At 63.9% G+C, this 25,271-nt stretch carries 22 protein-coding genes; 14 read left to right on the top strand and 8 right to left on the bottom strand.

Going from position 1 to position 25,271, the window contains the following annotated elements; genetic code table 11:
• Positions 1-10: 10 nt before the first annotated feature.
• From AC1TQG_RS06925 to AC1TQG_RS06915, 3 genes are read left to right on the top strand one after another with little or no spacing between them, the layout of a single operon-like run.
• The gene (locus AC1TQG_RS06925) at positions 11-388 is read left to right on the top strand and encodes a nuclear transport factor 2 family protein (protein WP_482136193.1); all 378 of its coding nucleotides are present in this window, start codon (positions 11-13) and stop codon (positions 386-388) included.
• 3 nt (positions 389-391) lie between these two features.
• The gene (locus AC1TQG_RS06920) at positions 392-769 is read left to right on the top strand and encodes a hypothetical protein (protein WP_482136192.1); all 378 of its coding nucleotides are present in this window, start codon (positions 392-394) and stop codon (positions 767-769) included.
• A gap of 58 nt (positions 770-827) precedes the next feature.
• Positions 828-2,762, top strand: a complete 1,935-nt coding sequence (locus AC1TQG_RS06915) for an oxidoreductase (RefSeq protein ID WP_482136191.1) — start codon at positions 828-830, stop codon at positions 2,760-2,762.
• 49 nt (positions 2,763-2,811) lie between these two features.
• On the opposite strand, the gene AC1TQG_RS06910 is transcribed toward AC1TQG_RS06915, so the two are convergent.
• On the bottom strand, positions 2,812-3,792 hold the full coding sequence (locus AC1TQG_RS06910) for an adenylate/guanylate cyclase domain-containing protein (RefSeq protein ID WP_482136190.1): 981 nt from the start codon (positions 3,790-3,792) through the stop codon (positions 2,812-2,814).
• Positions 3,789-5,027 carry a TetR/AcrR family transcriptional regulator gene (locus AC1TQG_RS06905; RefSeq protein ID WP_482136189.1) on the bottom strand — a complete coding sequence of 413 codons (1,239 nt, stop codon included), beginning with the start codon at positions 5,025-5,027 and terminating at the stop codon, positions 3,789-3,791. Before AC1TQG_RS06905 ends, AC1TQG_RS06910 begins: the two co-directional genes overlap by 4 nt.
• Positions 5,028-5,169: 142 nt before the next feature.
• Between AC1TQG_RS06905 and AC1TQG_RS06900 the strand changes: the two genes are divergently transcribed.
• Both AC1TQG_RS06900 and AC1TQG_RS06895 read left to right on the top strand, forming a co-directional pair.
• The gene (locus AC1TQG_RS06900) at positions 5,170-6,378 is read left to right on the top strand and encodes an acetyl-CoA C-acetyltransferase (protein WP_482136188.1); all 1,209 of its coding nucleotides are present in this window, start codon (positions 5,170-5,172) and stop codon (positions 6,376-6,378) included.
• Positions 6,379-6,436: 58 nt separating this feature from the next.
• Positions 6,437-8,614 carry a 3-hydroxyacyl-CoA dehydrogenase NAD-binding domain-containing protein gene (locus AC1TQG_RS06895; protein ID WP_482136187.1) on the top strand — a complete coding sequence of 726 codons (2,178 nt, stop codon included), beginning with the start codon at positions 6,437-6,439 and terminating at the stop codon, positions 8,612-8,614.
• 78 nt (positions 8,615-8,692) lie between these two features.
• Here the strand turns inward: AC1TQG_RS06895 and AC1TQG_RS06890 are convergent, their stop codons facing one another.
• Positions 8,693-9,469 (bottom strand): SGNH/GDSL hydrolase family protein, encoded by a 777-nt coding sequence (locus AC1TQG_RS06890; RefSeq protein WP_482136186.1) that lies wholly within the window; start codon positions 9,467-9,469, stop codon positions 8,693-8,695.
• A gap of 80 nt (positions 9,470-9,549) precedes the next feature.
• Between AC1TQG_RS06890 and AC1TQG_RS06885 the strand changes: the two genes are divergently transcribed.
• The 4 genes from AC1TQG_RS06885 (at position 9,550) to AC1TQG_RS06870 (ending at position 13,718) form a co-directional block, all read left to right on the top strand.
• Entirely contained in the window at positions 9,550-10,743 is a 1,194-nt protein-coding gene (locus AC1TQG_RS06885; RefSeq protein ID WP_482136185.1) for an acid phosphatase, read from the top strand.
• A 55-nt stretch (positions 10,744-10,798) separates the two neighbouring features.
• Positions 10,799-12,010: a sensor histidine kinase gene (locus tag AC1TQG_RS06880; RefSeq protein ID WP_482136184.1), complete on the top strand. Its 1,212-nt coding sequence runs from the start codon at positions 10,799-10,801 to the stop codon at positions 12,008-12,010.
• Positions 12,010-12,669, top strand: a complete 660-nt coding sequence (locus AC1TQG_RS06875; RefSeq protein ID WP_482136183.1) for a response regulator — start codon at positions 12,010-12,012, stop codon at positions 12,667-12,669. Before AC1TQG_RS06880 ends, AC1TQG_RS06875 begins: the two co-directional genes overlap by 1 nt.
• A gap of 158 nt (positions 12,670-12,827) precedes the next feature.
• Positions 12,828-13,718 carry a CPBP family intramembrane glutamic endopeptidase gene (locus AC1TQG_RS06870; RefSeq protein ID WP_482136182.1) on the top strand — a complete coding sequence of 297 codons (891 nt, stop codon included), beginning with the start codon at positions 12,828-12,830 and terminating at the stop codon, positions 13,716-13,718.
• 82 nt (positions 13,719-13,800) lie between these two features.
• Here AC1TQG_RS06870 and AC1TQG_RS06865 read toward each other — a convergent pair whose 3' ends face one another.
• Genes AC1TQG_RS06865 through AC1TQG_RS06855 form a run of 3 tightly spaced genes read right to left on the bottom strand, consistent with a single transcriptional unit; the run spans position 13,801 to position 16,693 of the window.
• Positions 13,801-14,853 carry a hypothetical protein gene (locus AC1TQG_RS06865; protein WP_482136181.1) on the bottom strand — a complete coding sequence of 351 codons (1,053 nt, stop codon included), beginning with the start codon at positions 14,851-14,853 and terminating at the stop codon, positions 13,801-13,803.
• Entirely contained in the window at positions 14,850-16,052 is a 1,203-nt protein-coding gene (locus AC1TQG_RS06860) for a sensor histidine kinase (RefSeq protein ID WP_482136180.1), read from the bottom strand. The genes AC1TQG_RS06865 and AC1TQG_RS06860 overlap by 4 nt, the downstream gene beginning before the upstream one ends.
• Entirely contained in the window at positions 16,049-16,693 is a 645-nt protein-coding gene (locus AC1TQG_RS06855) for a helix-turn-helix transcriptional regulator (RefSeq protein WP_482136179.1), read from the bottom strand. The genes AC1TQG_RS06860 and AC1TQG_RS06855 overlap by 4 nt, the downstream gene beginning before the upstream one ends.
• A gap of 561 nt (positions 16,694-17,254) precedes the next feature.
• Here AC1TQG_RS06855 and AC1TQG_RS06850 point away from each other — a divergent pair.
• The 5 genes from AC1TQG_RS06850 (at position 17,255) to AC1TQG_RS06830 (ending at position 23,007) form a co-directional block, all read left to right on the top strand.
• Positions 17,255-18,517 carry an ABC transporter substrate-binding protein gene (locus AC1TQG_RS06850; protein ID WP_482136178.1) on the top strand — a complete coding sequence of 421 codons (1,263 nt, stop codon included), beginning with the start codon at positions 17,255-17,257 and terminating at the stop codon, positions 18,515-18,517.
• Positions 18,518-18,707: 190 nt separating this feature from the next.
• Positions 18,708-20,726 carry an ABC transporter permease gene (locus AC1TQG_RS06845; protein WP_482136177.1) on the top strand — a complete coding sequence of 673 codons (2,019 nt, stop codon included), beginning with the start codon at positions 18,708-18,710 and terminating at the stop codon, positions 20,724-20,726.
• Positions 20,716-21,540 (top strand): ABC transporter ATP-binding protein, encoded by an 825-nt coding sequence (locus AC1TQG_RS06840; protein WP_482136176.1) that lies wholly within the window; start codon positions 20,716-20,718, stop codon positions 21,538-21,540. The genes AC1TQG_RS06845 and AC1TQG_RS06840 overlap by 11 nt, the downstream gene beginning before the upstream one ends.
• The gene (locus AC1TQG_RS06835) at positions 21,537-22,292 is read left to right on the top strand and encodes an ABC transporter ATP-binding protein (protein WP_482136175.1); all 756 of its coding nucleotides are present in this window, start codon (positions 21,537-21,539) and stop codon (positions 22,290-22,292) included. Before AC1TQG_RS06840 ends, AC1TQG_RS06835 begins: the two co-directional genes overlap by 4 nt.
• Before the next feature lie 34 nt (positions 22,293-22,326).
• A complete protein-coding gene (locus tag AC1TQG_RS06830; RefSeq protein ID WP_482136174.1) occupies positions 22,327-23,007 on the top strand; it encodes a TetR/AcrR family transcriptional regulator in 681 nt (226 codons plus the stop codon).
• Between the two features lie 116 nt (positions 23,008-23,123).
• On the opposite strand, the gene AC1TQG_RS06825 is transcribed toward AC1TQG_RS06830, so the two are convergent.
• Positions 23,124-23,864 (bottom strand): glycerophosphodiester phosphodiesterase, encoded by a 741-nt coding sequence (locus AC1TQG_RS06825; RefSeq protein WP_482136173.1) that lies wholly within the window; start codon positions 23,862-23,864, stop codon positions 23,124-23,126.
• Positions 23,861-25,237, bottom strand: coding sequence for an ABC transporter substrate-binding protein (locus tag AC1TQG_RS06820; protein ID WP_482136172.1), 1,377 nt, complete (start codon positions 25,235-25,237; stop codon positions 23,861-23,863). The genes AC1TQG_RS06825 and AC1TQG_RS06820 overlap by 4 nt, the downstream gene beginning before the upstream one ends.
• Positions 25,238-25,271 lie beyond the last annotated feature (34 nt).

The following is a 25,271-nucleotide window of genomic DNA, read 5'->3' as shown; positions in this document are numbered from 1 at the left end:
AGTTCATTTCATGAGTTCCGAGATCGAGAAGTATTACGCCACCGTCGACAGTGGTCGCCTCGAGGACGCGGTTGCGATGCTGACCGCCGATGTCGAGTTCGCCATGGTGCTGCCCACCGGCATCAAGCACGACCGGGGCCGCGAGGTCATGCTCGGCTACCTGCAGGGGCGTCCGCCCGTGGACCGCAGACACGTGGTCCAGCGGGTTGCCGTCACCGACGATCTGCAGTTCGCCCACGGCGCGGTGACCGACGACGGCGTCACCACCGGATACTTCGTCGGCGTGATGCATGTCGGCGCCGACGGACTCGTCGACCGCTACCAGGTGTCGTTCGACGCCGAGTTCTCATTGCTGCCCACCGCAGCCCTGGCCCCTGAAGGAGTCTGACCCATGACCGATACCGCCATCTCGACACCGGTTCTCGCGCAGTGGTTCGAATACATGGATTCCGATGATCCAGACCGGGTTTTGACCATGGTCACCGACGACTTCGAGATGTCGGTGCAGTTCTCCAAGGGTGGCGGACAGGCCGCGGAATTCGTGGGCGACCACGCCGGTCTCATCGCCTACCTGGCGCAACGGGAGAAGAGTGTCCTGGTCCATCACATCGATGCCGGATCCCTTGTGGGCCAAGTGGAACTGGTCTTGGGGCGCACGACCCGTCACGGATCCTTCGAGGCGTCGTTCAACGCCACGGCCCAGGTGAACGGCGCAGGCAAGGTTCGGCGACTACTCATCGCGCGGACACCTGAAATCGCATTTTCCTGAGTTCACCCATCGACGTCCGTGATGACAAGTCACGGTGACCAATAGAAGAGGGCGACGCGTGGGAACTCAATTTCCCCATCTGTTTTCGGCGTATGACCTTGGCGGAATCACGCTCAAAAATCGATTGGTGGCGTTGCCGGCCGGGACGAGTATGGCATTGCAAGGTGTTCCGACACATGGGGATACGGAACACTTCGAGCGAATCGCGGCTGGGGGCGTCGGCCTGGTGATCGGTGGTGCCACGGTGGTCCACCCGACGACAACGCTTCGCTCACGAAAGCTCATCGAGGCCTATATCGACGAATTCGTGCCCGCCACAGCCGAAAAGGTGAAGGTCATTCATCGGCATGGAGCACGATTCGTGGTTCAGCTGTGTCACCTCGGCCGAGAGTTCATCGGCGGAGAATCGGATGCCCCGCCCTCGGCTCCATCTGCGATCAAGACCGTGCGAGATGCGTATCCACCGCACGAGTTGTCCGTGGCCGAGATCGACGACATCGTGGAGGGCTGGCGGATCTCGACGGAGAATCTGGTCAAGGCCGGCGTCGACGGAGTCGAACTCCATGCGGCACATGGTTATCTACCGGCGCAGTTCATGTCGCCTCTGTCGAATCAGCGAACAGATGATTTCGGCGGTTCCTTTGCAAACCGAATGCGATTCTCGCGCTTGGTGATCGAGGCGATGCAATCCGTGATTCCGCCCGGCTTCCTTCTTGGCGTGCGGCTCAGTGGCGAAGAAGAGATCGCTGGTGGGATGAACATCGAGGACTGTGTGCGGGTTGCCGAGAATCTGACCGAGCTGGGCATCGACTACTTCAGCATCACCCACGGAACCCGTGGCAAGTATGTGAAGGATTCGACCAATCCGGATGCCGTGGCGATACCGTCGGCATCGCGGGTGCGCGCTGCAACGGGCGTTCCCACCCTTGTCGGCCAACGGATCCGCGATGCGGCCACCGCCGACCATGCGATCAAATCCGGTCACGTCGATATGGTGGGAATGGCGCGGGCGCTCATTGCCGATCCCGATCTGCCCATCAAGTCCCAAACAGGCCGGCTGGACGAGATCCGCGGCTGCCTGGGTATCAATCAAGACTGCCGGGCATTTGATCCGCACCTGCACTGTGCGGTCAACGCCGAAGTCGGTCGTGGCAGGCATCCCGGGGTGGGCGCAACGGCGCCGAGAACCAAAGAGATTTATGTCATCGGAGGAGGTCCCGGTGGCCTCGAAGCCGCACGCGTCGCCGCAGGCCGCGGGCATCGGGTGACCCTGTTCGAGAGGGACACGTTGCTCGGAGGCGCGCTCGGAGTGGCTGCGGCGGCACCCCACCGAGCTACCTTGATCGACGTCATCGACTACCTGCAGCGCGAACTCAGGCGTCTCAAGGTCGACGTGAACCTCTCTGCCGGAATCGATGTCGACGATGTTGCCGCCATTCTCGATGCAGCCGATCACGTGATCGTGGCCACCGGCTCGCGGTCCGCGGACCTACCGGCAGGTCTGGACGGGTGGCCCGCGGCGACTGTGGATGATGTGCTGTTGGGTCGGGTGCCCGAGGTCGAGAGTCGTCGGGCCGTGGTCTTCGACGAAGGTGACGGCTTCTGGCCCGCTTACAGTGCGGCCGAGGCACTGACCCAGCGTGGCTGGCAGGTCACGTTCGCCACCCCGCTCACCGCGTTGGCCTCCAGGATCCCGGCTGAAAGTGCGGCACCGCTCCTCGGGCGTCTCGGTGCCGCAGGTGTTGAATTCAGGGTGGGTAGCTCGCTGGTGGTCTCCGAGGAACCCTCGGCCCCGTTGTTCCTGCGGCCGGTCTTCGGAGGTGGTGATGTTGTGTTGGATGACGTGCTCACGGTCTGGCATCAGCCGCGTGTTCCGGTCTCATCCCTGGGACTGGCACCAGGTCCCACGGTGAGCGTGATCGGTGACGCAGTCACCCCTCGTCGCCTGAGTCATGCCATCGCGGAGGGCTATCGGACCGGCGCCGAATTGTGACGGCTGACGTGGCGACCGAGGTCTGCTCCGGTAAGTGCCTCGACGGCAGTCAGTCGGTCGAGGCAGCCTTCTTGTTCAATTCCAGGGTGCGGGCCCGAAGTCGTTTGTAGCCACGAACATTGAGTGGACCGATTGATTTGAAGTAGTAGCGGTCGTGCTGGGCGGCGGATGCCAGGGTGGTGTCGACGAGGATGGTGCCGGGACGAGCTGAACTGGCCAGCCGGGAGGCGATATTGACGGGTTCGCCGAAGATGTCGCCGAGACGGGTCAGCACGGTGCCCAGCGCCATCCCGACCCGAAGCGGTGGCAGATCGTGCGTGGCGGAGAGCTGTTGCAGCGCAAGTGCGATCTCGGCGGCGGCGATCGGGTCCTCGACCTCGAACATGACCGCGTCGCCGATGGTCTTCACCACGTGACCACCGCGCAGGGTGATCGTTTCGTAGGCGTTGGTCTCGAAGCGGTCGAGCAGATTGTCGAGTTCGTTCATGTCGAGCTGGCGCGACAGGCTGGTATATCCGACGATGTCGACGAATCCGATTGTGAGGGTTCGGTTCACGCCGTCGGTGGTGGCCAGTGCATTCTGCAGCGCAGAAGCCAGATGTCGTCGCCAGACGAGCGTTTGCACCCGCTGCACGGCCTTGACCATGGTGGCCAGGTCGAGGCTCTCCCTGCCGGCCTCGGCGTCGGACCGGATGCGGTCGGCGATGTTGTGTGCCTCCCAATCGGTCAGGCGCGAAATCGTCTGGCCGAGGGTGCGTGCCATCGCCACCTCGAACTCGAGTGGTCGATCCGCGTCGACGGCGTGGACCAGTTGCAGGGCCTGCACGTCATCGGCGGTGAACAGTTTGTCGTCGCTGTTGTCCATGGTGAACCCGAACGCCGTCCACACCCGGCGGGCGTGTTCTTCCGAGATGTTCAGGGCCGCGGACATGTCCTCGAGTGTGAAGAGTCGCTCACCGCCGAGGAGTTCTGTTTCGATCGATTCGGCGGTGATCCCGGCGCGGCCTGCGACGTCCGGCGGTTTGGTCATGACGCGGATCGAACCGCGACCGCCGGGACCTGAGGCAGTCCGAGGACGCCTTTCATCAGGTAGGCCAGCAAAGCAGGCACCTCGGGACGATTCCAGTTGCGCCGCAATCGCATGGCGTCGTTCGCGATTGTCAGTGCTGCGTGCACGGTCACTGCGGCCTCCGGGGTGGGAAGGTCGGTCTCGATCTGTTCGACCAGGTTGACCCAGCGTGCCACGTACCGGCGTTGATAAGTGATGAGATCGCCATTATCGAAGCTCTCGAGCACGCTGCGACTGTTGAAGGAAACAGAGAGATCCGGTGTTGCGGTGAGCACCTGGACGTAGGAATCGATCAGGAGGCCGAGTAGTGCCGTCGGGTCATGGGCCACCGAATAGGCGGCGATCGCGCTGGCCTCGAGTCGGTTTGCACTGCGCTGGCTGATGCCGATGAGGATGGCCTGTTTGCTCGGAAAGTGGTTGTACACGCTGGGTCCGGAGATCCCGACCGCTTCACCGATCTCGTCGACCCCGACAGTGGCGAAGCCGCGCTGGGCGAACAGTGCCGCCGCGGCATCCAGGATTTCGTCGCGTCGTCCGGAGGGCTCGGCCAGCGCCCTCGGCAAGGGATCGATGGGCCCGGCCAGGCCGGGACTCAGTTCGACAACGCGGTCGACCAGAACAACCAGCCGCGCCACCGCGCGGGAGGTGGAGATGCGTGTCCGGTGAACCGAAACGCTGCCGTTCACGCTGAGGATGGTCCACGCGAGCTGGTCGATGTCGCGGGATGACAGGCCGATTCGATGCGAGAACACGGCACCGGACCACCGGTGCAGGACCTTCTGGGTTCGCCGGGCCACCTCGTCGTTCTGCTCCGGTGACAGATGGGCCGACGACCAGCGCCACAGCGCCGCCGCATTCGGGTTGGTGACGCCGAGGGCGCACAGCTTCTCGATGGCCTTGCCGATGGGGACCTCGCCGTCGGCGGCGGGGGACAGGGCGGTGTCGGTACAGGTCTCGATTTCTTCGACCCCGGCCATCACCGCTGCGAAGAGGATGGCCTGCTTGTCCGAGAAATGCCGGTAGATCGACGGGCCGGTCACGCCGGCCGCCTTGGCGATGTCGGTCACCGAGACATGGTCGTACCCGCGCGCGAGGAACAGCTCGGCGGCGCGGTCGACCAACTGGCGTTTGCGGTCGGCAGGGCGGCGAGTGCGACTCGCGGCCCGGCCGGATCCGACATCGGGATGTGACGACATTGTGAATCAACCCTAGCGCATGGCTGCACCCTTGAATGCACGTCTGTACTCGGGGTATGGTCAAATAAGTTACAGCGCGTTAGCCGTGCCGTAGTTTCGGCGGGCGCGAAGGACAGCGCAGTTCATCTGAAAGGAACCCAGCGTGACTGATGCATTTATCTACGAGGCCATTCGTACGCCTCGTGGCAAGCAGCGGAAGGGCTCGTTGCACACCGTCAAGCCCGTCGACCTCGTGGTCGGCCTGATCAACGAACTCAGGGTTCGCTTCCCCGACATGGATCCCGCCGACATCAACGATGTCGTCCTGGGCATCGTGTCGCCGGTCGGCGAGCAGGGAGCAGTGCTGCCGCGGACCGCCGCACTGGTCGCCGGACTTCCCGAGACCGTCCCCGGAACCCAGGTGAACCGCTTCTGCGCCTCCGGTCTGGAAGCGACCAACCTCGCCGCACAGAAGGTCGCGTCGGGCTGGGATGACCTGGTCATCGCCGGTGGCGTCGAGTCGATGTCGCGCGTGCCGATGGGCAGTGACGGCGGCGCGATGTTCACCGACCCCACCACCGTGTTCGACCTCTACATCGCCCCGCAGGGCATCGGTGCCGATCTGATCGCCACCATCGAGGGCTTCTCACGTGAAGACGTCGACGCGTACGCCGCCGAGTCGCAGCGTCGCGCCGAGGCTGCCTGGTCGGCCGGCTACTTCGCGAAGTCTGTTGTCCCGGTGAAAGACATCAACGGCATCACCCTGCTCGATCACGACGAGCATCGTCGTCCGGGCAGCACCGTCGAAAGCCTCGGCCAGCTGAAGTCCGCATTCGCGGGCCTGGCTGCCATGGGCGGCTTCGACGACGTCGCACGTCAGAAGTACGTCAACGTCGAAAAGATCAATCACGTTCACACCGGCGGCAACTCGTCGGGCATCGTCGACGGATCGGCACTGGTCCTGGTCGGCAGTGAGGCCGCAGGCAAGAAGGCCGGAATGGTTCCTCGCGCCCGTGTCGTCGCCACCGCGCAGACCGGCAGCGACCCCACGATCATGCTCACCGGCCCGACCCCGGCCACCGAGCTCGTGCTCAAGAAGGCCGGACTGACCGTCGACGACATCGACGTCTTCGAGCTCAACGAAGCGTTCGCGTCGGTCGTCATGAAGTGGATGAAGGACCTGAAGATCCCGCACGAGAAGGTCAACGTCAACGGCGGCGCAATCGCCATGGGTCACCCCCTCGGTGCCACCGGCGCGATGATCCTCGGCACCTGCCTCGACGAGCTGGAGCGTACCGGTGGCCGCTACGGCCTGGTCACCCTCTGCATCGGCGGCGGCATGGGTGTCGCAACCATCATCGAGCGCATCTGAGTCAGCTGACGCTCACTGACAGGCTTCTTCCAACCTTCACGAAAGAACTTCAAAAGTTATGACTGACAACATGATCCGCTGGGAGCAAGACGGCGACGGCGTCGTTGTTCTCACCATGGACGACCCCAACCAGGGCGCCAACACCATGAATGACCTCTACGTCTCGTCGATGGCTGCCACCGTCGAGCGGCTCGAGGCCGAAAAAGACAACATCACCGGTGTCGTCATCACCTCGGCGAAGAAGACCTTCTTCGCCGGTGGCGACCTCAAGGACATGACTGCTGACAAGGGTGGTGTCGACAAGGTCGAGCTGGCCAAGCAGGTCACCGCGCAGGCCGACGGCATCAAAGCCGTTCTGCGCCGGCTGGAGACCCTTGGCAAGCCGGTTGTCGCGGCCATCAACGGTGCCGCGCTCGGTGGCGGTCTCGAGATCGCACTGCACGCCCACCACCGCATCGCGGCAGACGTCAAGGGCACCCAGATCGGCCTTCCCGAGGTCACTCTCGGCCTGCTGCCCGGTGGCGGTGGCGTCACCCGGACCGTGCGTCTGCTCGGCATCCAGAGCGCGCTGATGAATGTGCTGTTGCAGGGCAACCGTTTCAGCCCGACCAAGGCCAAGGACACCGGCCTTGTCGACGAGGTCGTCTCCTCCATCGACGAGCTGATCCCGGCCGCCAAGGCCTGGATCGCCGCGAATCCTGAAGCCGCACAACCGTGGGACAAGAAGGGCTTCAAGATCCCCGGTGGCGCACCGACGAGTCCGGCTCTGGCGCAGCTGTTGCCTGCCATCCCGTCGCTGCTCCGTCAGCAGCTCAAGGGCGCACCGATGCCCGCACCACGCGCCATCATGGCCGCAGCCATCGAAGGTGCGTACGTCGATGTCGATTCCGCGGATCTGATCGAGACCCGCTACTTCGTGTCCCTGGTCACCGGTCAGGTGGCACAGAACATGATCAAGGCGTTCTTCTTCGACCTGAACTACATCAACGGCGGCGGATCGCGCCCCGACGGGTACGAGAAGTTCACAGCCAAGAAGGTCGGTGTCATCGGCGCCGGCATGATGGGCGCGGCCATCGCGTACGTGTCTGCCAAGGCAGGCATCGAGGTCGTCCTCAAGGACATCAGCATCGAAGCCGCCGAAAAGGGCAAGGCCTACTCGGTCAAGCTCGAGGAGAAGGCGCTCTCGCGTGGCAAGACCACCAAGGAGAAGTCCGACGCCCTGCTGGCGCGGATCACCCCGACCGTCGATGCGGCCGATTTCAAGGGTGTCGACCTGGTGATCGAGGCGGCTTTCGAGTCGGTCGAGGTCAAGAAGCAGGTGTTCGGCGAGATCGAGGACATCGTCGAACCCGACGCGGTGCTCGGCTCGAACACCTCGACGCTGCCGATCACCATCTTGGCCGAGGGTGTGAAGCGGTCCGAAGACTTCATCGGCATCCACTTCTTCTCACCCGTCGACAAGATGCCGCTGGTGGAGATCATCAAGGGCGCCAAGACCTCTGACGCGGTCCTGGCCAAGGTCATCGACTACACCCTGCAGATCCGCAAGACCCCGATCGTGGTCAACGACAGCCGCGGCTTCTTCACCTCGCGGGTCATCGGCACCTTCATCAACGAGGCCATCGCGGCCGTCGGCGAGGGTATCGAGCCGGCGTTCATCGAGCAGGCGGGCGCACAGGCCGGTTACCCGGCACCGCCGCTGCAGCTGATGGACGAGCTCACGCTCACGCTGCCGCAGAAGATCCGCCGGGAGACCGAGAAGGCACTCGAGGCCGAGGGCAAGCCGGTTGTGCAGCACGGTTCGTCCGACGTGGTCGACAAGATGGTCGACGAGCTCAGCCGCCCGGGCCGTTCCGGTGGTGCAGGTTTCTACGACTACGACGAGGCAGGCAAGCGCTCGCAGATCTGGCCGGGCCTGCGTGATGCTTTCAAGTCGGGTAGCACCGAGATCCCGTTCGAGGACATGAAAGAGCGCATGCTCTTCGCCGAGGCCATCGAGACGGTCAAGTGCTTCGACGAAGGCGTTCTGACTTCCGTGCCCGACGCCAACATCGGCTCGATCTTCGGCATCGGCTTCCCCGCGTGGACCGGTGGCGTGATCCAGTACATCAACCAGTACGAAGGCGGCCTGCAGGGCTTTGTCGATCGCGCCCGCGATCTGGCGAGCAAGTACGGCAGCCACTTCGAGCCGCCGCAGTCGCTGGTCGACAAGGCCGCAAAAGGCGAGAAGTACTGAGCAGTACACTGATTCAGTGAACTGATCCAAGGCCGCGGCCCGATTCTCCGAAAGGGGAACCGGGCCGCGGTCGTTTCTCTAGATCGGGGGCGGTGGTATCACCGGCGTCAGCTCCGGGCGTTTGGCGCTCATCCCATCGCCCGTCGAAACCCCGCGTAGCCGGCGGATCATCCACGGCAGGAGGAACGCGCGAGCCCACTGGGCCTCGCGGATCGACTTCTGCACCAATGACATCGGGTCGGCAGGCGCGATCGAGATGCCCCAATCCGGATCGCTTTCCGGCAAGCCGAGTGCGTGGGCCGCGCCGGCTGCAAACCGCTCGTGACCGAACGGGGAAGCGTGCAGCCGATCGATCGACCAGGAACGGGTGTCGACCAATACCGGCGCGGCATGGAGATCGACGAGGATGAAGTCGTACGTGGTGGCGAACTCACGCATCATCTCGTTCAACGCGAGCAGGCGCGGCTCGAGGCGTTTGGCGATCGGCACGGTCTTGGCCATGTTCGGATAGGTCGAGATGATCACCGTCGCCGACGTTGCGGCCAGCCGCGAGTAGATGTGGTCGAGATCGTGATGAACGTCGTCGAGCGTCGAACTCGCCAACACATCGTTCATCCCGAGCGGGGCGGCGATCAGGTCAGGGGACAACGCGATCGCGGGTTCGAGCTGGGTATCTCGGATCTGCCGGGTCCGGCGTCCCCGTACCGCGAGGTTCGCGTAGTGGAGGCCTGGGTTGACCAGCGACAGCTGTTCGGCGAGGCGATCCGCCCACCCACGGTGGCCGATGAGGTCATCGCCGTCACCGATGCCTTCGGTCTGACTGTCGCCGATGGCAACAAAACGGGAGAAATGCACCAAGGAAGTCTAGGTGAGCGCCAAATGAATGCAGCGGCAACTCGAGATGACCGTTCGGAGTTCTCCTTGGACGCCTCGCGATGAGCGGTTCACCGAACTTGTGGATGCTGCCTGGTTGCGGAAACATGCTGGTCATGTCGTTGTCTCGTTCACGCCGCACCGTCTTGACGTTGCTGGCGGCCGTCGCTCTCGTTCTTCCGGTCAGTGGGGTCGCCACCGCCGACACCGCGCCGGCAGATTTCACGCTCGCCCAGCTGATCGGTCCTTACCCGTCCGATCTCCCACCAGGCGGGTCGTATCTGCCGGTCCTCGACGGATTCACCGCGCTGCGCGACAACAACCCCGCGCTCATCGCGCAGAATCTGCAGACCGTCGTGCGCATCAACAACGAGGCCACCCCGGAAGCGCAGGCGGACGCGATCGAGGTCAACTACGACGACCGTTTGGTCTCGCTCTCGGTGGCACTCGGCGAGAAGCTTGGCCCGGTGTTCCTGAAGCTTCTGGAAGACGGCCGGCTACCGAAGGTTGCGGCTCTTGCCGAGGGAGACCTCGCCCGCGCCGGACTGCCCTCGGGAACGACGTTGCCCGAGAAGACCTTCTTCAACAATCCACGCCCGTTCGTTGTGGCCCCGGACAGCATCAAGCGCTACGACCGGCCCGGCGGCGACCTCTACGCAGAGGTCGAGACCAACGGGTCGTACCCGTCCGGTCACACCAACATGGGCTACTGGAAGGGCGCGCTGCTGGCGTCGTGGCTGCCGGAGCTCGGCCCGCAGATCATTGCCCGCGCCGGAGAGATAGGGCTCAGCCGGGTCATCCTCGGAGTCCACTACCCGCTCGATGTGATGGGCGGTCGACTCATGGCAATGGACCTCAGCGCGGCCCGCCTGTCCGACCCCGGGTTCGATCGGCTCATCGACGAAGCCGGCGCCCAGTTGCGTGAACAACTCGAGAAGTTCACCGGCGTGCCGCTGGCAGACTTCATCGCCACCGACTCGCAGTACCTGAGCACGCAGGAGGCCGTGGACGAGCACCGGGCTCTGATGACGTATGGACTCCCACTCATCAACCCCGGCCAGCAGAACCAGATTCCGGCACAAGCCGCTGCTCTGCTGGAGACCAGGTTCCCGCATCTGACCGATGCGCAACGACTCGAGATTCTCGAGCAGACGGCCATTCCGTCCGGCTACCCCCTCGACAAGTCCGGCCCTGACGGAGGCTGGCTGCGCATCGACCTTGCGGCGGCGTACGCGGCGACACCCGAAATGGCGTAGGCGCGATTCGACACAACTCGGTCGAACTCGAGGGCCTCCGCGTAGCATCCGCGAGATGAAGCAGCCCGTCCCGGTGATGCAGCACGACAGCAGCATCTGGGCGGGCGCGGCCCGCAGGTTGTCGCCGTTTCTCGACATCGCCATCGCGGTGCTCGCGACCGCATTCGCTCTCGGCGCCCTCTTCAAGACCGACATCGAAAGCATCGATCCGCGATTGCGGGAACCCGACGTCGTCGCGGTTGTCGGCACCGTGGTCGCGACGGCTTCGCTGTACTGGCGACGCGTCTACCCGACGACGTCGTACTGCATATTCGCGGCCGGATGCCTGGTCGTCACGCTCACCGACCATTACATCGGGTCGCTATCGGCCATCCTGCTCCTGAGCCTGTACTCGCTGGCAGCGCATGGACGCCGGCGCAACGCAGCGATCGCACTCGTCGCGACCATGGCCACATTCGGGGCACTCGCCGCTGCCGACATTCCCGACCTGCGCACCTCAGACCTCCTGCAGGCCTGGGCCCTGTTGATCACCGCCTGGGCCGTGGGCGACGCCATCCGCGCCCGCCGAGGCCAACAGCGCGGAGAGATCCACGCCGCCGAACACGATGCCGCTCTGGCGCGCGAACAGGCCACGCGAGCGGTCGCCGAGGAGCGCCTGCGCATCGCGCGCGAACTGCACGATGTGGTGGCGCACAGCATGTCGCTCATCGCGGTCCAGGCGGGCGTCGGCGCCCACGTCATCCGCACCGACGTCGATGCCGCCGAACACGCGCTGCAGGTCGTTGCCGACACGAGCCGGGAGGCGCTGGCCCAAACGCGGTCGATGCTCGGGGTCCTTCGCGAACAAGACGATCCCGTCGGCGGCCCGGTACCCCAGGGGGTCGATGACCTGCCTGCATTGGTGGCGGTGGTCGGCTCTGCGGGACTCGATGTCACCCTCGAGATCACCGGCGCCCCAACGAAGTTGGATGCGGCCGTCGAGTTGGCGACCTATCGCATCGTCCAAGAGTCGTTGACCAACGTGCTCAAACACGGTGGACCGTCAGCGCGCATTCGTCTGGACTATCGCGATGATCACCTCGATATCGGGGTCACCGACCCGGGCGGACGCTCAGTCGTACCCGGCTCTGAAGACACTGGCGGCCACGGCTTGATCGGGCTGCGCGAGCGCGCCCACCTGGTCGGCGGCTCCCTGACGTCCGGCCCGACTCCCGACGGCGGATTCGGTGTCCACGCGAGGCTTCCCATCCAGCAGAACGGCACCTGATGATCACGGTGGCAGTTGTCGACGATCAGGCCCTGGTCCGATCCGGATTCGTCGTGCTACTGAATTCTGAGCCCGAGGTCGAGATCGTCGGTGAGGCCGGCAACGGGCAACAAGCCTGGGACCTGTGCCTGCGCACCACTCCCGACGTCGTCCTCATGGATGTCCGGATGCCAGACATGGATGGCATCGAAGCCACCAGGCGGATCGTGGCGGACCCCGGCTGCGCGGGCACAAAAGTGTTGATACTGACCACTTTCGACGAGGATGAACTCGTCGTGGCGGCGCTCCGTGCGGGCGCGAGTGGTTTCCTCCTCAAAGACACGAGGCCCGACCTGCTGCTCGACGCCATCAACGTCATCGCGGCCGGCGAGTCTCTCCTGTCCCCCAGTGTCACCCGACGGATGATCGAACGCTTTGCCGCCCTGCCGGATTCGACTCCACGCTCACACCCGGACGACGGACTGACCGACCGCGAACGCGAAGTGCTACTCGCGGTCGCACAAGGACTGTCCAACAACGAGATCGCGTCCGCGTTGCACATGGGATACGGAACCGTGAAGACCCACGTGAGCCACCTGCTGACCAAATTGGACAGCCGCGACCGCGCGCAACTGGTCATGTACGCCTACGAATCAGGTCTCGCCGTCCCCGGCGCCTGACTCCGATGCCTCTATCCGGGGATAGAGACACGGCGGATAAAGCCAGGTCTCGCGCCAGATGTCCCACCACCCCCTCCTGGAGCAGATTGATGGGACACGGCCGAACCGGCCGCACCACCTCCAGTGGCCACCGGCCACCGTCAACCAGGAGTCCCCCGATGTTCCGCTCCCCAGTCATTCGCGAGATCACCGCCTTTGTGGCGGTGGCATTCTCGCTGGCCGTCGCCATAGCCGTCGCACTGCCCGATGCCGAGATCAACGTCGTACTCAGTGTGTTCGTGCCGGTGATCTCGGTCGCCATCGTGACGTTCACCGTCATCCCGCGAGGGAAACGCAAAGAGCTCTGGAAGAGCTTCGGTCTGAATAACTCCGGCGGTTCGGCACTGCGTCCGGCGCTGCTCATCCCGGTAGTGCTGGTGTTCCTTGCGTACGGCGCCGCGGTCCTTACCGGTGTTGCCGACTTCGTCTCCATCCACGCCACGCCATTCGGCACCGCGAGCTGGGTCGCCGACCTCGCCATCGAACTCACCATCGGCACCCTCTTCATCCTCGGTGAGGAAATCGGCTGGCGCGGATTCCTGTTGCCGCGTATTCAGCAGCTGACCGGGCAGCGCCGCGCCGCACTGCTGACCGGGTTCATCCACGGTCTCTTTCACATGCCACTGGTCCTTATTGCCACCACCTACGATGCTGACGGTGTCCGCTGGATCGTGGCCCCGGCCGTGGTCGCCACCCTCACCCTGGCCGGTGTGTTCTACGCCTACCTCTGGGATCGTTCGCATACCGTGTGGCCGGTTGCCGTGGCGCACAACGCCGCCAATACCGCATTCACTCTGGGCGCCACCGCGGTCATCGCCTCGTCACCGGACGACTTGGCCTACGTTGCCGGAGAGAGCGGACTTGCGACGTTCGGCGCAGTCGCTCTGGTCGCCGGCATTTATCTGTTGCGGGCCAAGGTGTGGCGAGACGGCGACAATGTCGTCGCACACAACAGGCTGAGCGTCGCCGACGAGGTGTTCGAGCCCAATCCTGTGGTTACGGTGCGATAGACGAGCTATCGGCTCTCAACGCGCTGCGCTGCCCGCGCCACACCGTTCACCCCTCCCTGGTCATACAGCTAGGGCGGGTGACTCACAGGCGTGGTGCCAGCGCTTGCCCGTTGTGGCCGTATTCCACCCGGGTGGTGTCGTCGGGTGTGCTGTGCAAGATCGTGACCAGGGCATCTCGGTGCGGCGGGAGGATCCGGATGGTGAGGGTTCCGGCATCTGCGCGCATGAGGGCGTCGGTGACGGCGCGATGGATCTCGGCGCAGACCTCCGGGGGCGTGGTGTCGAGGCCGTGGTCGTCGAGCAACACCACATCGACCCCGCGGGAGCGGGCAGCCCGGGCGGCGTCCGCGATCCGGGGCAGGTCGAGCGCGGGTGCCCGCAGCGAGTCACGGAGCCGGGCTTCGACGAGTTTTGCCGCGAGCCGTTCATCTTCGGTGAGCGGCCGGGGTTCTGCCATCTGTTCGAGGAGTGGCCGGGCCAGTTCGTCGAGTTCGGCGAGCCTGGCATCGCGCTCCTCGAGAATGGCTTTTCCGGCGGCCTCGGCTGCCACGCGCAAGGTCCCCTCACGGCGGAGTTCGAAGATGCTGCGGGCCGCCGGACGGATGGTCCACGCGAAGAATGTGGCCATCAGCAGCGGCGCCAGATTGATGACAGAAATAGAGAGCCCGTATAGCGCACCTTCTCCGGCCTTCGCCGCCCACACCATGCAACTGACCAGAGTCGCCGCCATCCCGATCCACGCCAACAGAGGGCGCCCGCGAACAGCCATGTACGCGTAAATGGCCGTTGACGCGCCCAGCGTCCACAGCTGTAGGTGACCTTCGAGGGGTAGTGCTGTTTTCACGAAATTGAGGTTGACGGCAATCGGACCGACAACGGTGAGACAGTGTGCTGCCGGTTTCGGCAGGGGGTCGCCAGGGATCGAGATCAGACTGATCGCGCCGATACTGACCACAATCCATGCGGCGAACTCGTACCACAAGCCGCCTGCCGGTGGATCCGTCCAACTGACCACCGCGAACGTGACAACGTATGCCGCCACGAGAATTCGCGCGGCGGGCGTGTGGAGTCCCAGGAGTGAACCCGCGTCACCGACCGACTTCGGGTCGTCGATTGTGGTCCGGGACAGTGTCATCGGCTCTCCCATCCCAGATACACCCGCGTGCCGGTGCCAGGCCGGGTATCGAGGTGCGCAGTGCCGCCAGGAAGGTTGCGCATTCGGCCCAGGATGCTGACCGCGATACCGAGGCGGTGCGGGGCAACAGCAGCCGGATCGAAACCGGTGCCGTCGTCGGCCACCACCACACCCAGTCCGGTGTCGGCGATCTTGACATCCACGGTGCGGGTGGTTTCAGCGCCGGCATGGAGCCGGCTGTTGCGCAACGCTTCTGACAATGCTGATCCCATCGTGCGGACCACATCGGCGGGCAGAGCTGCCACTTTCTGATCTGGTTCCTCGGAGACGCGGAACAAGACCTGGTGGTCGGCGTCCACACAGGCCGCGCGTAGATGAGTTGTCGCCTGTTCTGGCGAGAAGTATTGGTCTGGGCAGGATTCGGCGCTGATGTTGTCGAGTTCTTCGAGTGTGGTTGCCGCCATCGCACTGATGATCTCCGGGGGTTGGCCTCGGGAGGCGACCAGGAACGTCGACATCACACTGTCATGGATCAAAGCGTCGAACCGCTCGCGTTCGACCGTGCGAGCATGACCGGCCGCCGCCATCGCAGCAGCGGTATATGTTGTCTCGGTAGTGGAATCGAGTAGGCGACCGGTCTGCATCGCCATTGCACCGCCGCCCACGAACAGGGTGCAGAACATGATCGCGAACATGATCTCCGGAACCAGCACCCAGGCCGAGGTGTCACTTCTGGCATAGAAGTTGATCACCTGGACAGCGGTACACCCGATCACCAGATGCGAGAACACCAATAGCGGCGGCCATACGATGACGGCGGCCAGGCTCGCGACGCCCGGGAAGAAGGCGAGCCAGACACCGTCGCCGTCTTCGATGTGAGGGCCGTTCCACGCCAGCGGCCAGGTTGCCGCCGCGACCAGAAACGCCACTGCTGCAATGCCACTGCTGATCCGCATGGGCCTCGGATCGGACCGAAACGACAGTGCCCCGGGCAGCATCCCCGACCCGAAGACCAGCACCACGGTGACCGGGGTCCACCAGGAGTCCATCCGTGGGGCCAACATGCCGATGGCGGGAAGCAGGATTGCGAGATAGGCGACATACCCAACGCTGATGAAGCGCGCGAACATTCGGACGAGACGAAGGGTGTTCTCCCCGCCACCGAGATTGCCGGGGTGAATCAGTGTCTGACAGCTCATGGCTCCGGTGCCTCTGGCATCGGAAGTAGGCCGTCCTCGACGGCACGCTTGTACAGCTCGATCTTGGTTCCGGCCGGGCGGCCGGCGTCGGCATACTTGGCCCGGATGCGGGCCAGGTAATCGTTCACGGTGTGCGGCGTCAGCCCGGTCAGCCGGGCGACACGATCTGCCTTCTCTCCCGAGGCATACAGGCTCAGGACGTCGCGCTGGCGAGGACTCAGGCCGACATCGTGGAGCCCGGGGTCGCCGTCGATCGCCGCGGCCCACTCGGTGGTCACGACCTGGCGTCCCTCCGCGGCAGCAGCAATCGCCGCGACCACCACCTCGGTTGACTCGGTCTTCCGAACCACACCCAGCACACCGGCTTTCGCGGCCAGGCGCACGAGATAAGGGTTCTCGGCCCCGGTGAACACCAGCGCCTGCAGGCCGGCGCCACGCAGTTCGTCGACATTGGCTGTCGGAGAGGAACCGTCGGACAGTCGTAGATCCAGCAGAACCAAATCCAATTCGGCACGTAGAGCAAGAAGTTCGGTGACGGTCGGGGTGGCCGCGGCCACGACCAATCCCGGATGGTCGGCCAACATGGCCTTGAGTCCCAGCACCACCGATGAGTGGTCCTCCACCACGCCTATTCGCTTCACGTCACGCAGCTCCACTGTTCTTCGTCAACCGCTGTCCCTTCATGTCCAGGGATCTGGATGAAGGGTCATCTCTACGACACCGATCGGCTCGGCCTCGACCGAGGTCGCCAGGCACCGAACCGATCTCGACAGAATATAGACGCTAAAACGGCCATCAGTATCATTCGTGGGCTTTGTGCGGCCGTTTGGCGCGCGAGACCAGGGCCTTGAGCCCCCGACATTTAGTACGCAAAGCGAATGGGCCGGATAGGTCATCTCTCCTGCCTGAGCTCGGCATTCTATGCACGCGCTCAGTGGTTTCGGGTCAAAACGCATTGGCTGATCCGACGCCGAATTGCACCTTGACACGGCTGTAAGGCAAGGGCTACTTTTCGAGTGGCCCAGATCACACCCGGACTGGGCACGACGGATGGCACAGACGCTATTCGGTTGCAACCCCGTGTAACTCGGAGGATCTGGCCGGGATCAACAATGTGCCCGAACATCGAATTTCGCCGCGTGCGGATCGATGTCGTCAGCGCATATCCATCGCGACCACATGCCGCCGGGAAAGGCATTGAAATGCGCAAGAGAACCGGCCGAATAGCGGCAGCATTTGTCGCAGCGGTGTGTGTCTTCTCCGTCGTCTCCTGTAGCGACGACAGTGATTCCGATGGTGACAGCAGTGCGTCTCCGTCCGAGAGCGGTATCAAGGCGGTAGGCGAGTCGATCAAGGTCGGCTTCTTGAACCCGTCCAACGGGCCGATCACCCAGCCGGGTGTCGAGACCGGACAGAAGGCGGCAGTCAACTACATCAACAACGAGCTGGGCGGCATCGCCGGGCGGCCGATCGAGGTCGTGAATTGCGCCGTCGACGTCACGTCCCCGGAATCGACCATCGGTTGTGCCAATCAACTCGCGCAGGCCGGCGTGGTCGCGGTGATAGACGGCTACGACGCGGCATCGAGTGCAGCCCTGCCCATCCTGCAATCGGCCAACATCCCGTTGGTCGGCCAGATTCCGTTCGACTCGGTCACCGGCTCCTCGCCCGACAATCGGGTCTACTTCGGGCCACCGCAGGCATCGTTCCTGATCGGTGTCATGCAGTCGCTGAAGCAGCAGGGAAAGAACTCTCTGACGCTGGCCAACGTCGATGTCGCTGCTGCGCACCAGACATTTGACCGCATTCTCAAACCCCTTGGTGCACAGCTCGGGCTCGAGGTGAACAGCGTCTACTATTCGGCGACCAACCCGAACTACACCGCACTGGCCTCGACCATCAATTCGAGCAACCCTGATGTCGGCGGCCTGATGACGTCGCAGACCGATGCCAACTGCACAAAGCTGGCGCAGTCGCTGCGCAGCGTCGGGTTCCAGAACACGATGTTCCTGGCGGCCTGCACCGAGTTCATCGACACGATGGGTGCGCAGGCGGTCGGCGCGCAGACGTACTCGCCGATCTGGCTCGAGCCTGCCAAGGATTCGGCGCCGGCACCGATGCAGGAAAACATCGACATCACAGCCAAATACGTCGATGAAGAGGGTGGCAACGGAGGCTTCTATGCCTATGGCACCTTCTCCACCTTTGTCGACTTCGCGAGGACGCTGGGTGCGGCCGCACCGACCGAGGTCACCGGACCGACCGTTCTGGCCGCGCTGAAGGCGGTCGATGGCTACCAGAGCTGGCTGGGACCGGTGCTCAGTTGCGGCAAGGCGACAAGCCCCAACTGCACCACGGAGATGTTCGTCTTCGAGGTGACCGGTGACAAGAAGACCGAACCCATCGGTGGTGGCCTGATTCAGCCGAACCCGCAGGCGCTGGCAATGATCCCGGGCGCCAGCTAGTAGCGGGATTGACGCACAACAGATTCGGGGGTGTGCTGCGCGGCAGTCGCCGCGCGGTGCATCCCCGAATCAACCCCCAACGCGTCGTGCGGGAAGAGCTTTGGGAGCAACACCTTGCCGGTTCGGTGCAGATTCTGCATCGGTGCCCACACACGAAGTCCACAAGCGGGAATGAGGTGGCCACGGTCTCATGAGTCAATTTCTTCAGTTCGTTTTCCTCGGCCTGTCAGTCGGCGCGATCTATTCCGTGTTCGCGACGTCCCTGGTCGGGATCTACGCCGCAACCGGGGTCATCAACTTCGCGCAGGGGTCCATAGCCCTGTGGGCGGTGTATGTTGTTGCCGCACTGCGTACTGATGGCACCTTTGTGTTACCGATCGGCAGTATCTCGCTGGGCAGCGAGGATGATCCGACAGCGATGGTCCCGGCGATCATCATCGGTGTGGCCACCGCGGCACTCTGGGGACTGTTGGCCCACCTCCTGATCTTCCGGCCGTTGCGGCGGGCCCCGGTCCTGGCACAGGTGGTTGCCTCGGTGGGATTGATGCTCTTCATCCAGGCCCTGGTGACCCTTCGCTTCGAAACCGATTCGCTGATGGCGCTACCGGTACTGCCCGAGAAGATATTTGAACTCGCCGGTGCGGTCATCAATGTCAGTGACCTGTTGCTGGCCGGCACTGCAATTGTCATCGCCGGATTGTTCTGGGCGTACTTCCAGCTGACCACACTTGGTGTGGCCACGCGGGCGGGCGCCGAGGATGAACTCGCCGCCCGGCTCGCCGGATACTCGCCGGATCGACTTGCCGCCATCGTCTGGGTCATCACCGGTGCGGCATCCGGGTTGATAGTTGTCCTGGGTGCGTACACGATCGGTTTGGACTCGGCGAGCTACACGTTCTACATCATCCCGGCGTTGGCGGTTGCCCTCGTCGGTCGCCTGACGTCGTTTGGGATCGCCTGTGCTGCAGGCCTTGTGTTGGGTTCATTCCAGGCGGTCATCCTCTGGGCAGGCACACTCGACTGGTGGCCGAGCTGGGCGCAGACCGGACTCGGTGACGCCGTCCCGTTTGTCATCGTGGTGGTGGCCCTGTTCCTGCTCGGTGGCAAGATCCCTTCCCGTGGCTCCCTCGGGGAGGCGAAGATGCCGGCTGTGACGATTCCCCGGCTTCGCCCGATCCCGGTTGTCGCGGTCATCGTCGCAGTGGTGATCGCGGTCCTGTTGACCTCGGGCAGTTGGCGTTTCGGAATAGTGACCTCGATGATCCTGTCACTCATCGCACTGTCGCTCGTGTTGCTCACGGGCTATCTGGGGCAGATCTCACTGGCCAGCATGGCCTTTGCAGGCACCGCCGGATTTGCGTTGTCGAAGGTGACCACCAACTGGGGTGTGCCCTTTCCCTTCAGCATCCTGATCTCGGCGTTGCTGGCCACCGCACTCGGTGTGATCGTAGGAGTTCCGGCCCTGCGAATCCGGGGTGCTCAACTCGCCGTGGTGACTTTGGCTGCTGCCCTGGCGATTCAGAGTTTCGTCTTCAACAATCCATCGATCACGCCGTTCGAGGGCAACCTGATCGAGGACCCGAAGCTGTTCGGCTGGGACCTGTCGGTGCGGCAGGGGTCCGAGCTGACGACGGTCGAGTTCTCGATGATGGTGCTGGTGGTTGTCGGGGTGCTGACCCTGATCGTCATGCGGTTCATGGCCGGTTCCACCGGGCGAGCATTTCTGGCGGTCCGCTCCAACGAACGTGCGGCAGCGTCGGTGGGGATCAATGTCGCGGCAACCAAGCTGCTCGGGTTCGCCCTGTCGGCCTTCCTGGCCGGCGTCGGTGGTTGCCTGATCGGCTACAGCCGTGGACAACTGTCGGCGGCATCGTTCACGGTGATCGTCGGACTGGTCCTGCTGGCGATGACATACGTCGGCGGCATCACCTCGGTCTGGGGTGCGTTCATCGCAGGCATCATCGGTCCTCTCGGAGTCGGATACGTATTCCTCACCCAGACACTCGATCTCGGACAGTATTACCAACTCATCGCCGCCGGTGGCCTGCTGCTGATGGCCGTGCTCAATCCTGTCGGGGTCGTCGGTGCCGTGCAGGAGGCGGTGGCCCACGTCAAGGCCAGGTTCGGTCGGTCATCACCGGCAGAACCGTCACCTCCGCCGCCACCGAACGACAACTCCGAACCGAAAGCGAGTTCTCATGTCGGCTGAAACCACCACCTCGCTGTTGCAGGCTCGCGATCTCTCGGTGCGATATGGCGGTGTGGTCGCCAACGACAACATCGCCCTGTCGGTCGAGGCCGGTGAGATCGTCGGTCTGATCGGCCCCAACGGGGCAGGCAAGACAACGTTTGTCGATGCCGTCACCGGGTTCACCAGATCGACCGGTGAGGTCTCCCTGGCCGGGACCCGCATCGAGAAGCAGAGTCCGCATCGCAGGCGCAGCGCTGGAATGGCGCGTACGTGGCAGGCAGGCGAACTGTTCGTCGACCTGACAGTCGCGGAAAACCTTGCCGTCGCCGTGCAACGTCCAGGGTTGCGAGCTCTGATCGCCGACGTCTTCACCGGATCGAAACCGCCTGCGGCCACCATCGGTGAGGCGCTGGCAATGGTCGGGCTCACCGATGTCGCCGATCGCAGGCCGGGCGAACTGACCCTGGGCCAGCAGAAGATGGTGGGTGTCGCCCGGGCGCTCGTCGGCGGCACCCGGTTGGTGCTGCTCGACGAACCGGCGGCCGGACTCGACACGCACGAGAGCAAGGCATTCGGCGCAGAACTGCGGCGGATCGCCGACACCGGGATCGGCATCCTGCTGATCGATCACGACATGTCGTTGGTCCTGGAAGTGTGTGATCGCCTGTATGTCCTGGACTTCGGGCGTGTCATCGCTTCTGGTGCGCCGCAGGATATCCGGGACAACCCGGAGGTCATCGCGGCCTACCTCGGCAGCCCCGAGGTCAGCAACGCCGACATCGACATCGACGTCCCACCGGGCGCCGGGCTGCAGAAGGGGAACGCCGGATGAGCACAGCTGTTGTCACGCAACCGGTCCTGACGATCGAGGGACTCACCGTCGGATATGGCGGCGTGCCCGCGGTCCGGGATCTGGACGCGACCATCCACGCAGGGGAGATCCTGGCACTGCTCGGTCCGAACGGGGCAGGCAAGACCACCACCCTGCTGGCCGCGGTCGGTGCCTTGCCGCTGATGTCGGGGACCGTCAAAGCGCTCGGAGAACCGTTGGACAAACGGGTCGAACGCAATGCCCGACGCGGCATCACACTGGTGCCGGACAACCGCGGGGTGTTCCACAAACTGTCGGTCTCAGACAACCTTCGACTGGCACACCGCAAAGGCGGTGCGGATATCGATGTCGTCTTCGAGTACTTCCCGAAGCTCGCCGGCCTGCGGGGGCGCAAGTGCGGCAACCTCTCTGGCGGCGAGCAGCAGATGTTGGCGCTGGCCAAGGCGTTGCTGCCAGGGCCCAAGATCCTGCTCATCGATGAACTGAGTCTGGGACTGTCACCCATCGCGGTGAAGGATCTGCTGCCGCGGCTGCGCACCATCGCCGACGAACAACAGATGGCGATCGTGTTGGTGGAGCAGCACATCGACCTTGCGCTTGCGATCGCCGACTCGGCGATCGTGCTGCATCATGGTCGGGTGGCATTGGCCGGACCGGCCGCAGAACTCAGCGCCCAGCGTGAGACGGTTGAGGCTGCATACTTCGGCAGAGTCGATGGCTCTGACGATGAGGCGACAGTGTCCACCGATTGAGACCGCACCGCTACCAGGGCTGGAGGAGCCGATTGTGTCGAACACGCCGCGGTCATCCGCACCTGGGCCCAAAACCGCTCGGAGTACCCGGAATCGGCCGACCGACAGCGAGCTGATGGATGCTGCGCTGGCGGTGATCGCAGATGTGGGTGCCGGGCGGGCGACCATGGACATGATCGCCGATCGGGCGGGCACATCGCGGGTCACGCTGTACGCGCACTTCGGTTCTCGGGATTCGCTGGTCGATGCGGTGCTGGATCGGGAGATGACCACCCTGACCAGCTGGAAGCTTGCCGCCTACGACCAGGGCGATGAGATGACATACGGCGATCACACCCGGTATTCGGTCGAGGTGCTGTTCGAATACGCACGTCGCAATCCGGAAGGGTTCCGGGTGCTGCTGACCAACAGGGAAGAACACCGCGAATCCGCGCGGCAACTGTCCTCTGCGCTGGAACCCAGACTCGCACAACGTCTCCGCGCCGCCTTCTCCAACCGGGGGCACACCGTCGGCGTGGGTGTCGACGTCCTGGCCTCGATGCTGATCGGGATGACCCTCGATGTCGCCCACCGCGCGGTGATCGTCGCAGGCGCGAGTGTCGACGCCGCCTGTGAACTGGCCGTTTCGTCGGCTCTTTCGGTGCTGCGCTCGGTAGAAGTGAAGCAATTGCAGGCGATTGACCAATCGCTCGGGTTTGACCGCAAGGGCACTTGAGCGGAGCGGGCACCCACGGCCTTCGGCCCCGTCATCAATCGGGAATCGGCATTGCACCGACAAAGCCGACGCCGAGGTCGCCACATAGGGGTGACCTCGGCGCCGGTTGAGTGCTGTCAGCTTCGTGCTGCGTCCAACCATTGGCGGGCATTCCTGGGATCGTCGGCAGTGCTGCCGTCCAGACCCAATTCGACAGCGCGCGCGGCGTCCGCAGGCGAGCGCATGGGCCACCCGTGCACGTCATACCCTTCCTCGTGCATCTGGTCGACGAGTTCGGCGGTCAGACCCTCCCAGCCGCAATAGAAGGAACTCGATCCGGTGGCCACGAGGACCGCCTCGATGCCATCCGGATGACGCTCGAGACTCGGGTACCCCATCACGATCAGACCGCGGGGAACCGAGGGGGCGTGCTGGGCCGCCGCATGCAGGGCTGCAGGCAGGAAGCTGGTGATCTGCACACGCTCGGCGTCTCGCGGTCGGTCGCGCAGGATCCGGGCGATTTCTGGAACTACCTCGGTTGCCTTGATCTCCACCTGCAAGGACACTGTCGTCGCATCCAGTGCCTCATCGAATGTCAGCGTCGGAAAACCAGATTCGGTGATCACCGTCTTGATCTGTTCCAAGGTCAGGTCCGCGACCGGTCCGAGGTTCTTCCCCGAGGCATCTGTGGCCGTCCGGTCGAGGGTCGCGTCGTGCAGCACGATCGCGGCACCGTCTGCCGTGAGTCGTACATCGAGCTCGATCTCGTCGGCACCGTGTTCTTCGGCGAGGAGAAAAGACTCGACACTGTTCTCCGGAGCGTGCGCCATGGCACCCCGATGACCGACCACTTTGAACGTCTTCGTCTGCATGATCATGCCACCAACTTGTCGTATTGGGTCTTGACCGACTCGGTGTCGGCGCGGAGTTTCGAAGCCGTCGCTTTCAGCGTCTCCGCCGGATCGGCGTTCTCGGCGTACAGCTTCTGGATCGCGGTGCGCATCTCGATGATGGTGCTCTGCACATAGCGACGCACGGCATCGGGCTGACGGGCGATTGCGAGCTGGTCGACGGCCAGCTTGTAGCTGGGATTCTCGGCAATCACCTTGTTCACCTTCGCGGAGTTCGCGGCTGAAATGGTGGCGGGGAGATATCCGGTGCCCACGGTCCATGTCGATGACGCGTCTTCCTGCGACAGGTACCGCAGCACCTCGACTGCCGCTTCCTTGCGTTCAGCGGACGCACCCTTCATGATTCCGAGTCCGGCGCCACCGGTCGGAACGCCGGAGGCAACTCCCTGGGGCAAGAAGCCCGCGCCCACCTCGAACTCGGCACCCTTGATGAGCCCGGTCAAGGAGCCGGTGGAGTTGGTGATGGTGGCGACGAGGCCATTGGTGAAGTCAGTGTTCAAATCCTGTGCCAAATAACCGGATTTGTCGTCGTTGACGATGGCGCGATCGAACTCTGCGGCACTGATTGCCTCCGGGGAATCGAGTGTGACGTCCAGGCCATTGCTGATCGAAGCGCCGTAGTTCCACAGCAGACCCTGCATGTACCAGTCGTCGGCGCCGGTGTAGGCGCGCATGTGCAGGGTGTTGCCCTTGTACTTCTGGCCGGTGATCTGTTTGCCCCAGGAGCGGAACTCGTCCCACGTCGCAGGCGCGCGATCGGGAAGTCCGGCGGCAGAGAAGATCTCCTTGTTGTAGTAGAACAGGGGGGTCGACCGGCCGAACGGGATCCAGAAGCTCTCGCCGCGCACGACACCCTCGTTGAAGAGCCGCTCGTTGAACGTTGCCGGACCGAAACTCGAATCGAAATATCCATCGAGTGGTTCCAGTGTTCCATTCATGAAGAACTTGTTCCACGACACATCGGAGAACACGCCGATGTCGGGGACCTGACGGGCCTGCAGGCCGGCGGCGATCTTCTCGGTCACACCGTCGTAGCCGTCGAACTGCTGGACCTCGGCGTAGATGTCGGTTTGCGACTCATTGAACTTCTGCAGGACCCCGGTGAACACCTCGTGATTGTTCCCGGCCCATGGACTCCAGATGACGGTGTTGATCCGTCCGGCGAACTGGCTGGGAGCCTTGACGTCTGGTTGTCCGAGCGACGATCCGGACGAGGCTCCGCCGCCGCAGGCGGAGAGGATGGGGACTGCCACCGCCACTGCGCCCGCGGCTTTGAGGAATCCGCGGCGACTGACGTTGGACGCGAGTGGTGTACTCGCCGAACGAGAGAACAAGGACATGGAACTGACTCCTCGGTGACTGACTTGACTGGCG

This window comes from Williamsia sp. Y844 (genome assembly GCF_056786475.1).
This window is presented reverse-complemented; position numbering and strand designations above follow the sequence as displayed.

What these genes read in the sequence shown, in the direction of transcription:
- AC1TQG_RS06925 (WP_482136193.1), top strand. Translation starts at nt 11, where the DNA reads ATGAGTTCCGAGATCGAGAAGTATTACGCCACCGTCGACAGTGGTCGC.
- AC1TQG_RS06920 (WP_482136192.1), top strand. Translation starts at nt 392, where the DNA reads ATGACCGATACCGCCATCTCGACACCGGTTCTCGCGCAGTGGTTCGAA.
- AC1TQG_RS06910 (WP_482136190.1), bottom strand. Translation starts at nt 3,792, where the DNA reads ATGACCAAACCGCCGGACGTCGCAGGCCGCGCCGGGATCACCGCCGAA.
- AC1TQG_RS06905 (WP_482136189.1), bottom strand. Translation starts at nt 5,027, where the DNA reads ATGTCGTCACATCCCGATGTCGGATCCGGCCGGGCCGCGAGTCGCACT.
- AC1TQG_RS06895 (WP_482136187.1), top strand. Translation starts at nt 6,437, where the DNA reads ATGACTGACAACATGATCCGCTGGGAGCAAGACGGCGACGGCGTCGTT.
- AC1TQG_RS06885 (WP_482136185.1), top strand. Translation starts at nt 9,550, where the DNA reads ATGAGCGGTTCACCGAACTTGTGGATGCTGCCTGGTTGCGGAAACATG.
- AC1TQG_RS06880 (WP_482136184.1), top strand. Translation starts at nt 10,799, where the DNA reads ATGAAGCAGCCCGTCCCGGTGATGCAGCACGACAGCAGCATCTGGGCG.
- AC1TQG_RS06875 (WP_482136183.1), top strand. Translation starts at nt 12,010, where the DNA reads ATGATCACGGTGGCAGTTGTCGACGATCAGGCCCTGGTCCGATCCGGA.
- AC1TQG_RS06870 (WP_482136182.1), top strand. Translation starts at nt 12,828, where the DNA reads ATGTTCCGCTCCCCAGTCATTCGCGAGATCACCGCCTTTGTGGCGGTG.
- AC1TQG_RS06865 (WP_482136181.1), bottom strand. Translation starts at nt 14,853, where the DNA reads ATGACACTGTCCCGGACCACAATCGACGACCCGAAGTCGGTCGGTGAC.
- AC1TQG_RS06860 (WP_482136180.1), bottom strand. Translation starts at nt 16,052, where the DNA reads ATGAGCTGTCAGACACTGATTCACCCCGGCAATCTCGGTGGCGGGGAG.
- AC1TQG_RS06850 (WP_482136178.1), top strand. Translation starts at nt 17,255, where the DNA reads ATGCGCAAGAGAACCGGCCGAATAGCGGCAGCATTTGTCGCAGCGGTG.
- AC1TQG_RS06845 (WP_482136177.1), top strand. Translation starts at nt 18,708, where the DNA reads ATGAGTCAATTTCTTCAGTTCGTTTTCCTCGGCCTGTCAGTCGGCGCG.
- AC1TQG_RS06840 (WP_482136176.1), top strand. Translation starts at nt 20,716, where the DNA reads ATGTCGGCTGAAACCACCACCTCGCTGTTGCAGGCTCGCGATCTCTCG.
- AC1TQG_RS06835 (WP_482136175.1), top strand. Translation starts at nt 21,537, where the DNA reads ATGAGCACAGCTGTTGTCACGCAACCGGTCCTGACGATCGAGGGACTC.
- AC1TQG_RS06825 (WP_482136173.1), bottom strand. Translation starts at nt 23,864, where the DNA reads ATGATCATGCAGACGAAGACGTTCAAAGTGGTCGGTCATCGGGGTGCC.
- AC1TQG_RS06820 (WP_482136172.1), bottom strand. Translation starts at nt 25,237, where the DNA reads ATGTCCTTGTTCTCTCGTTCGGCGAGTACACCACTCGCGTCCAACGTC.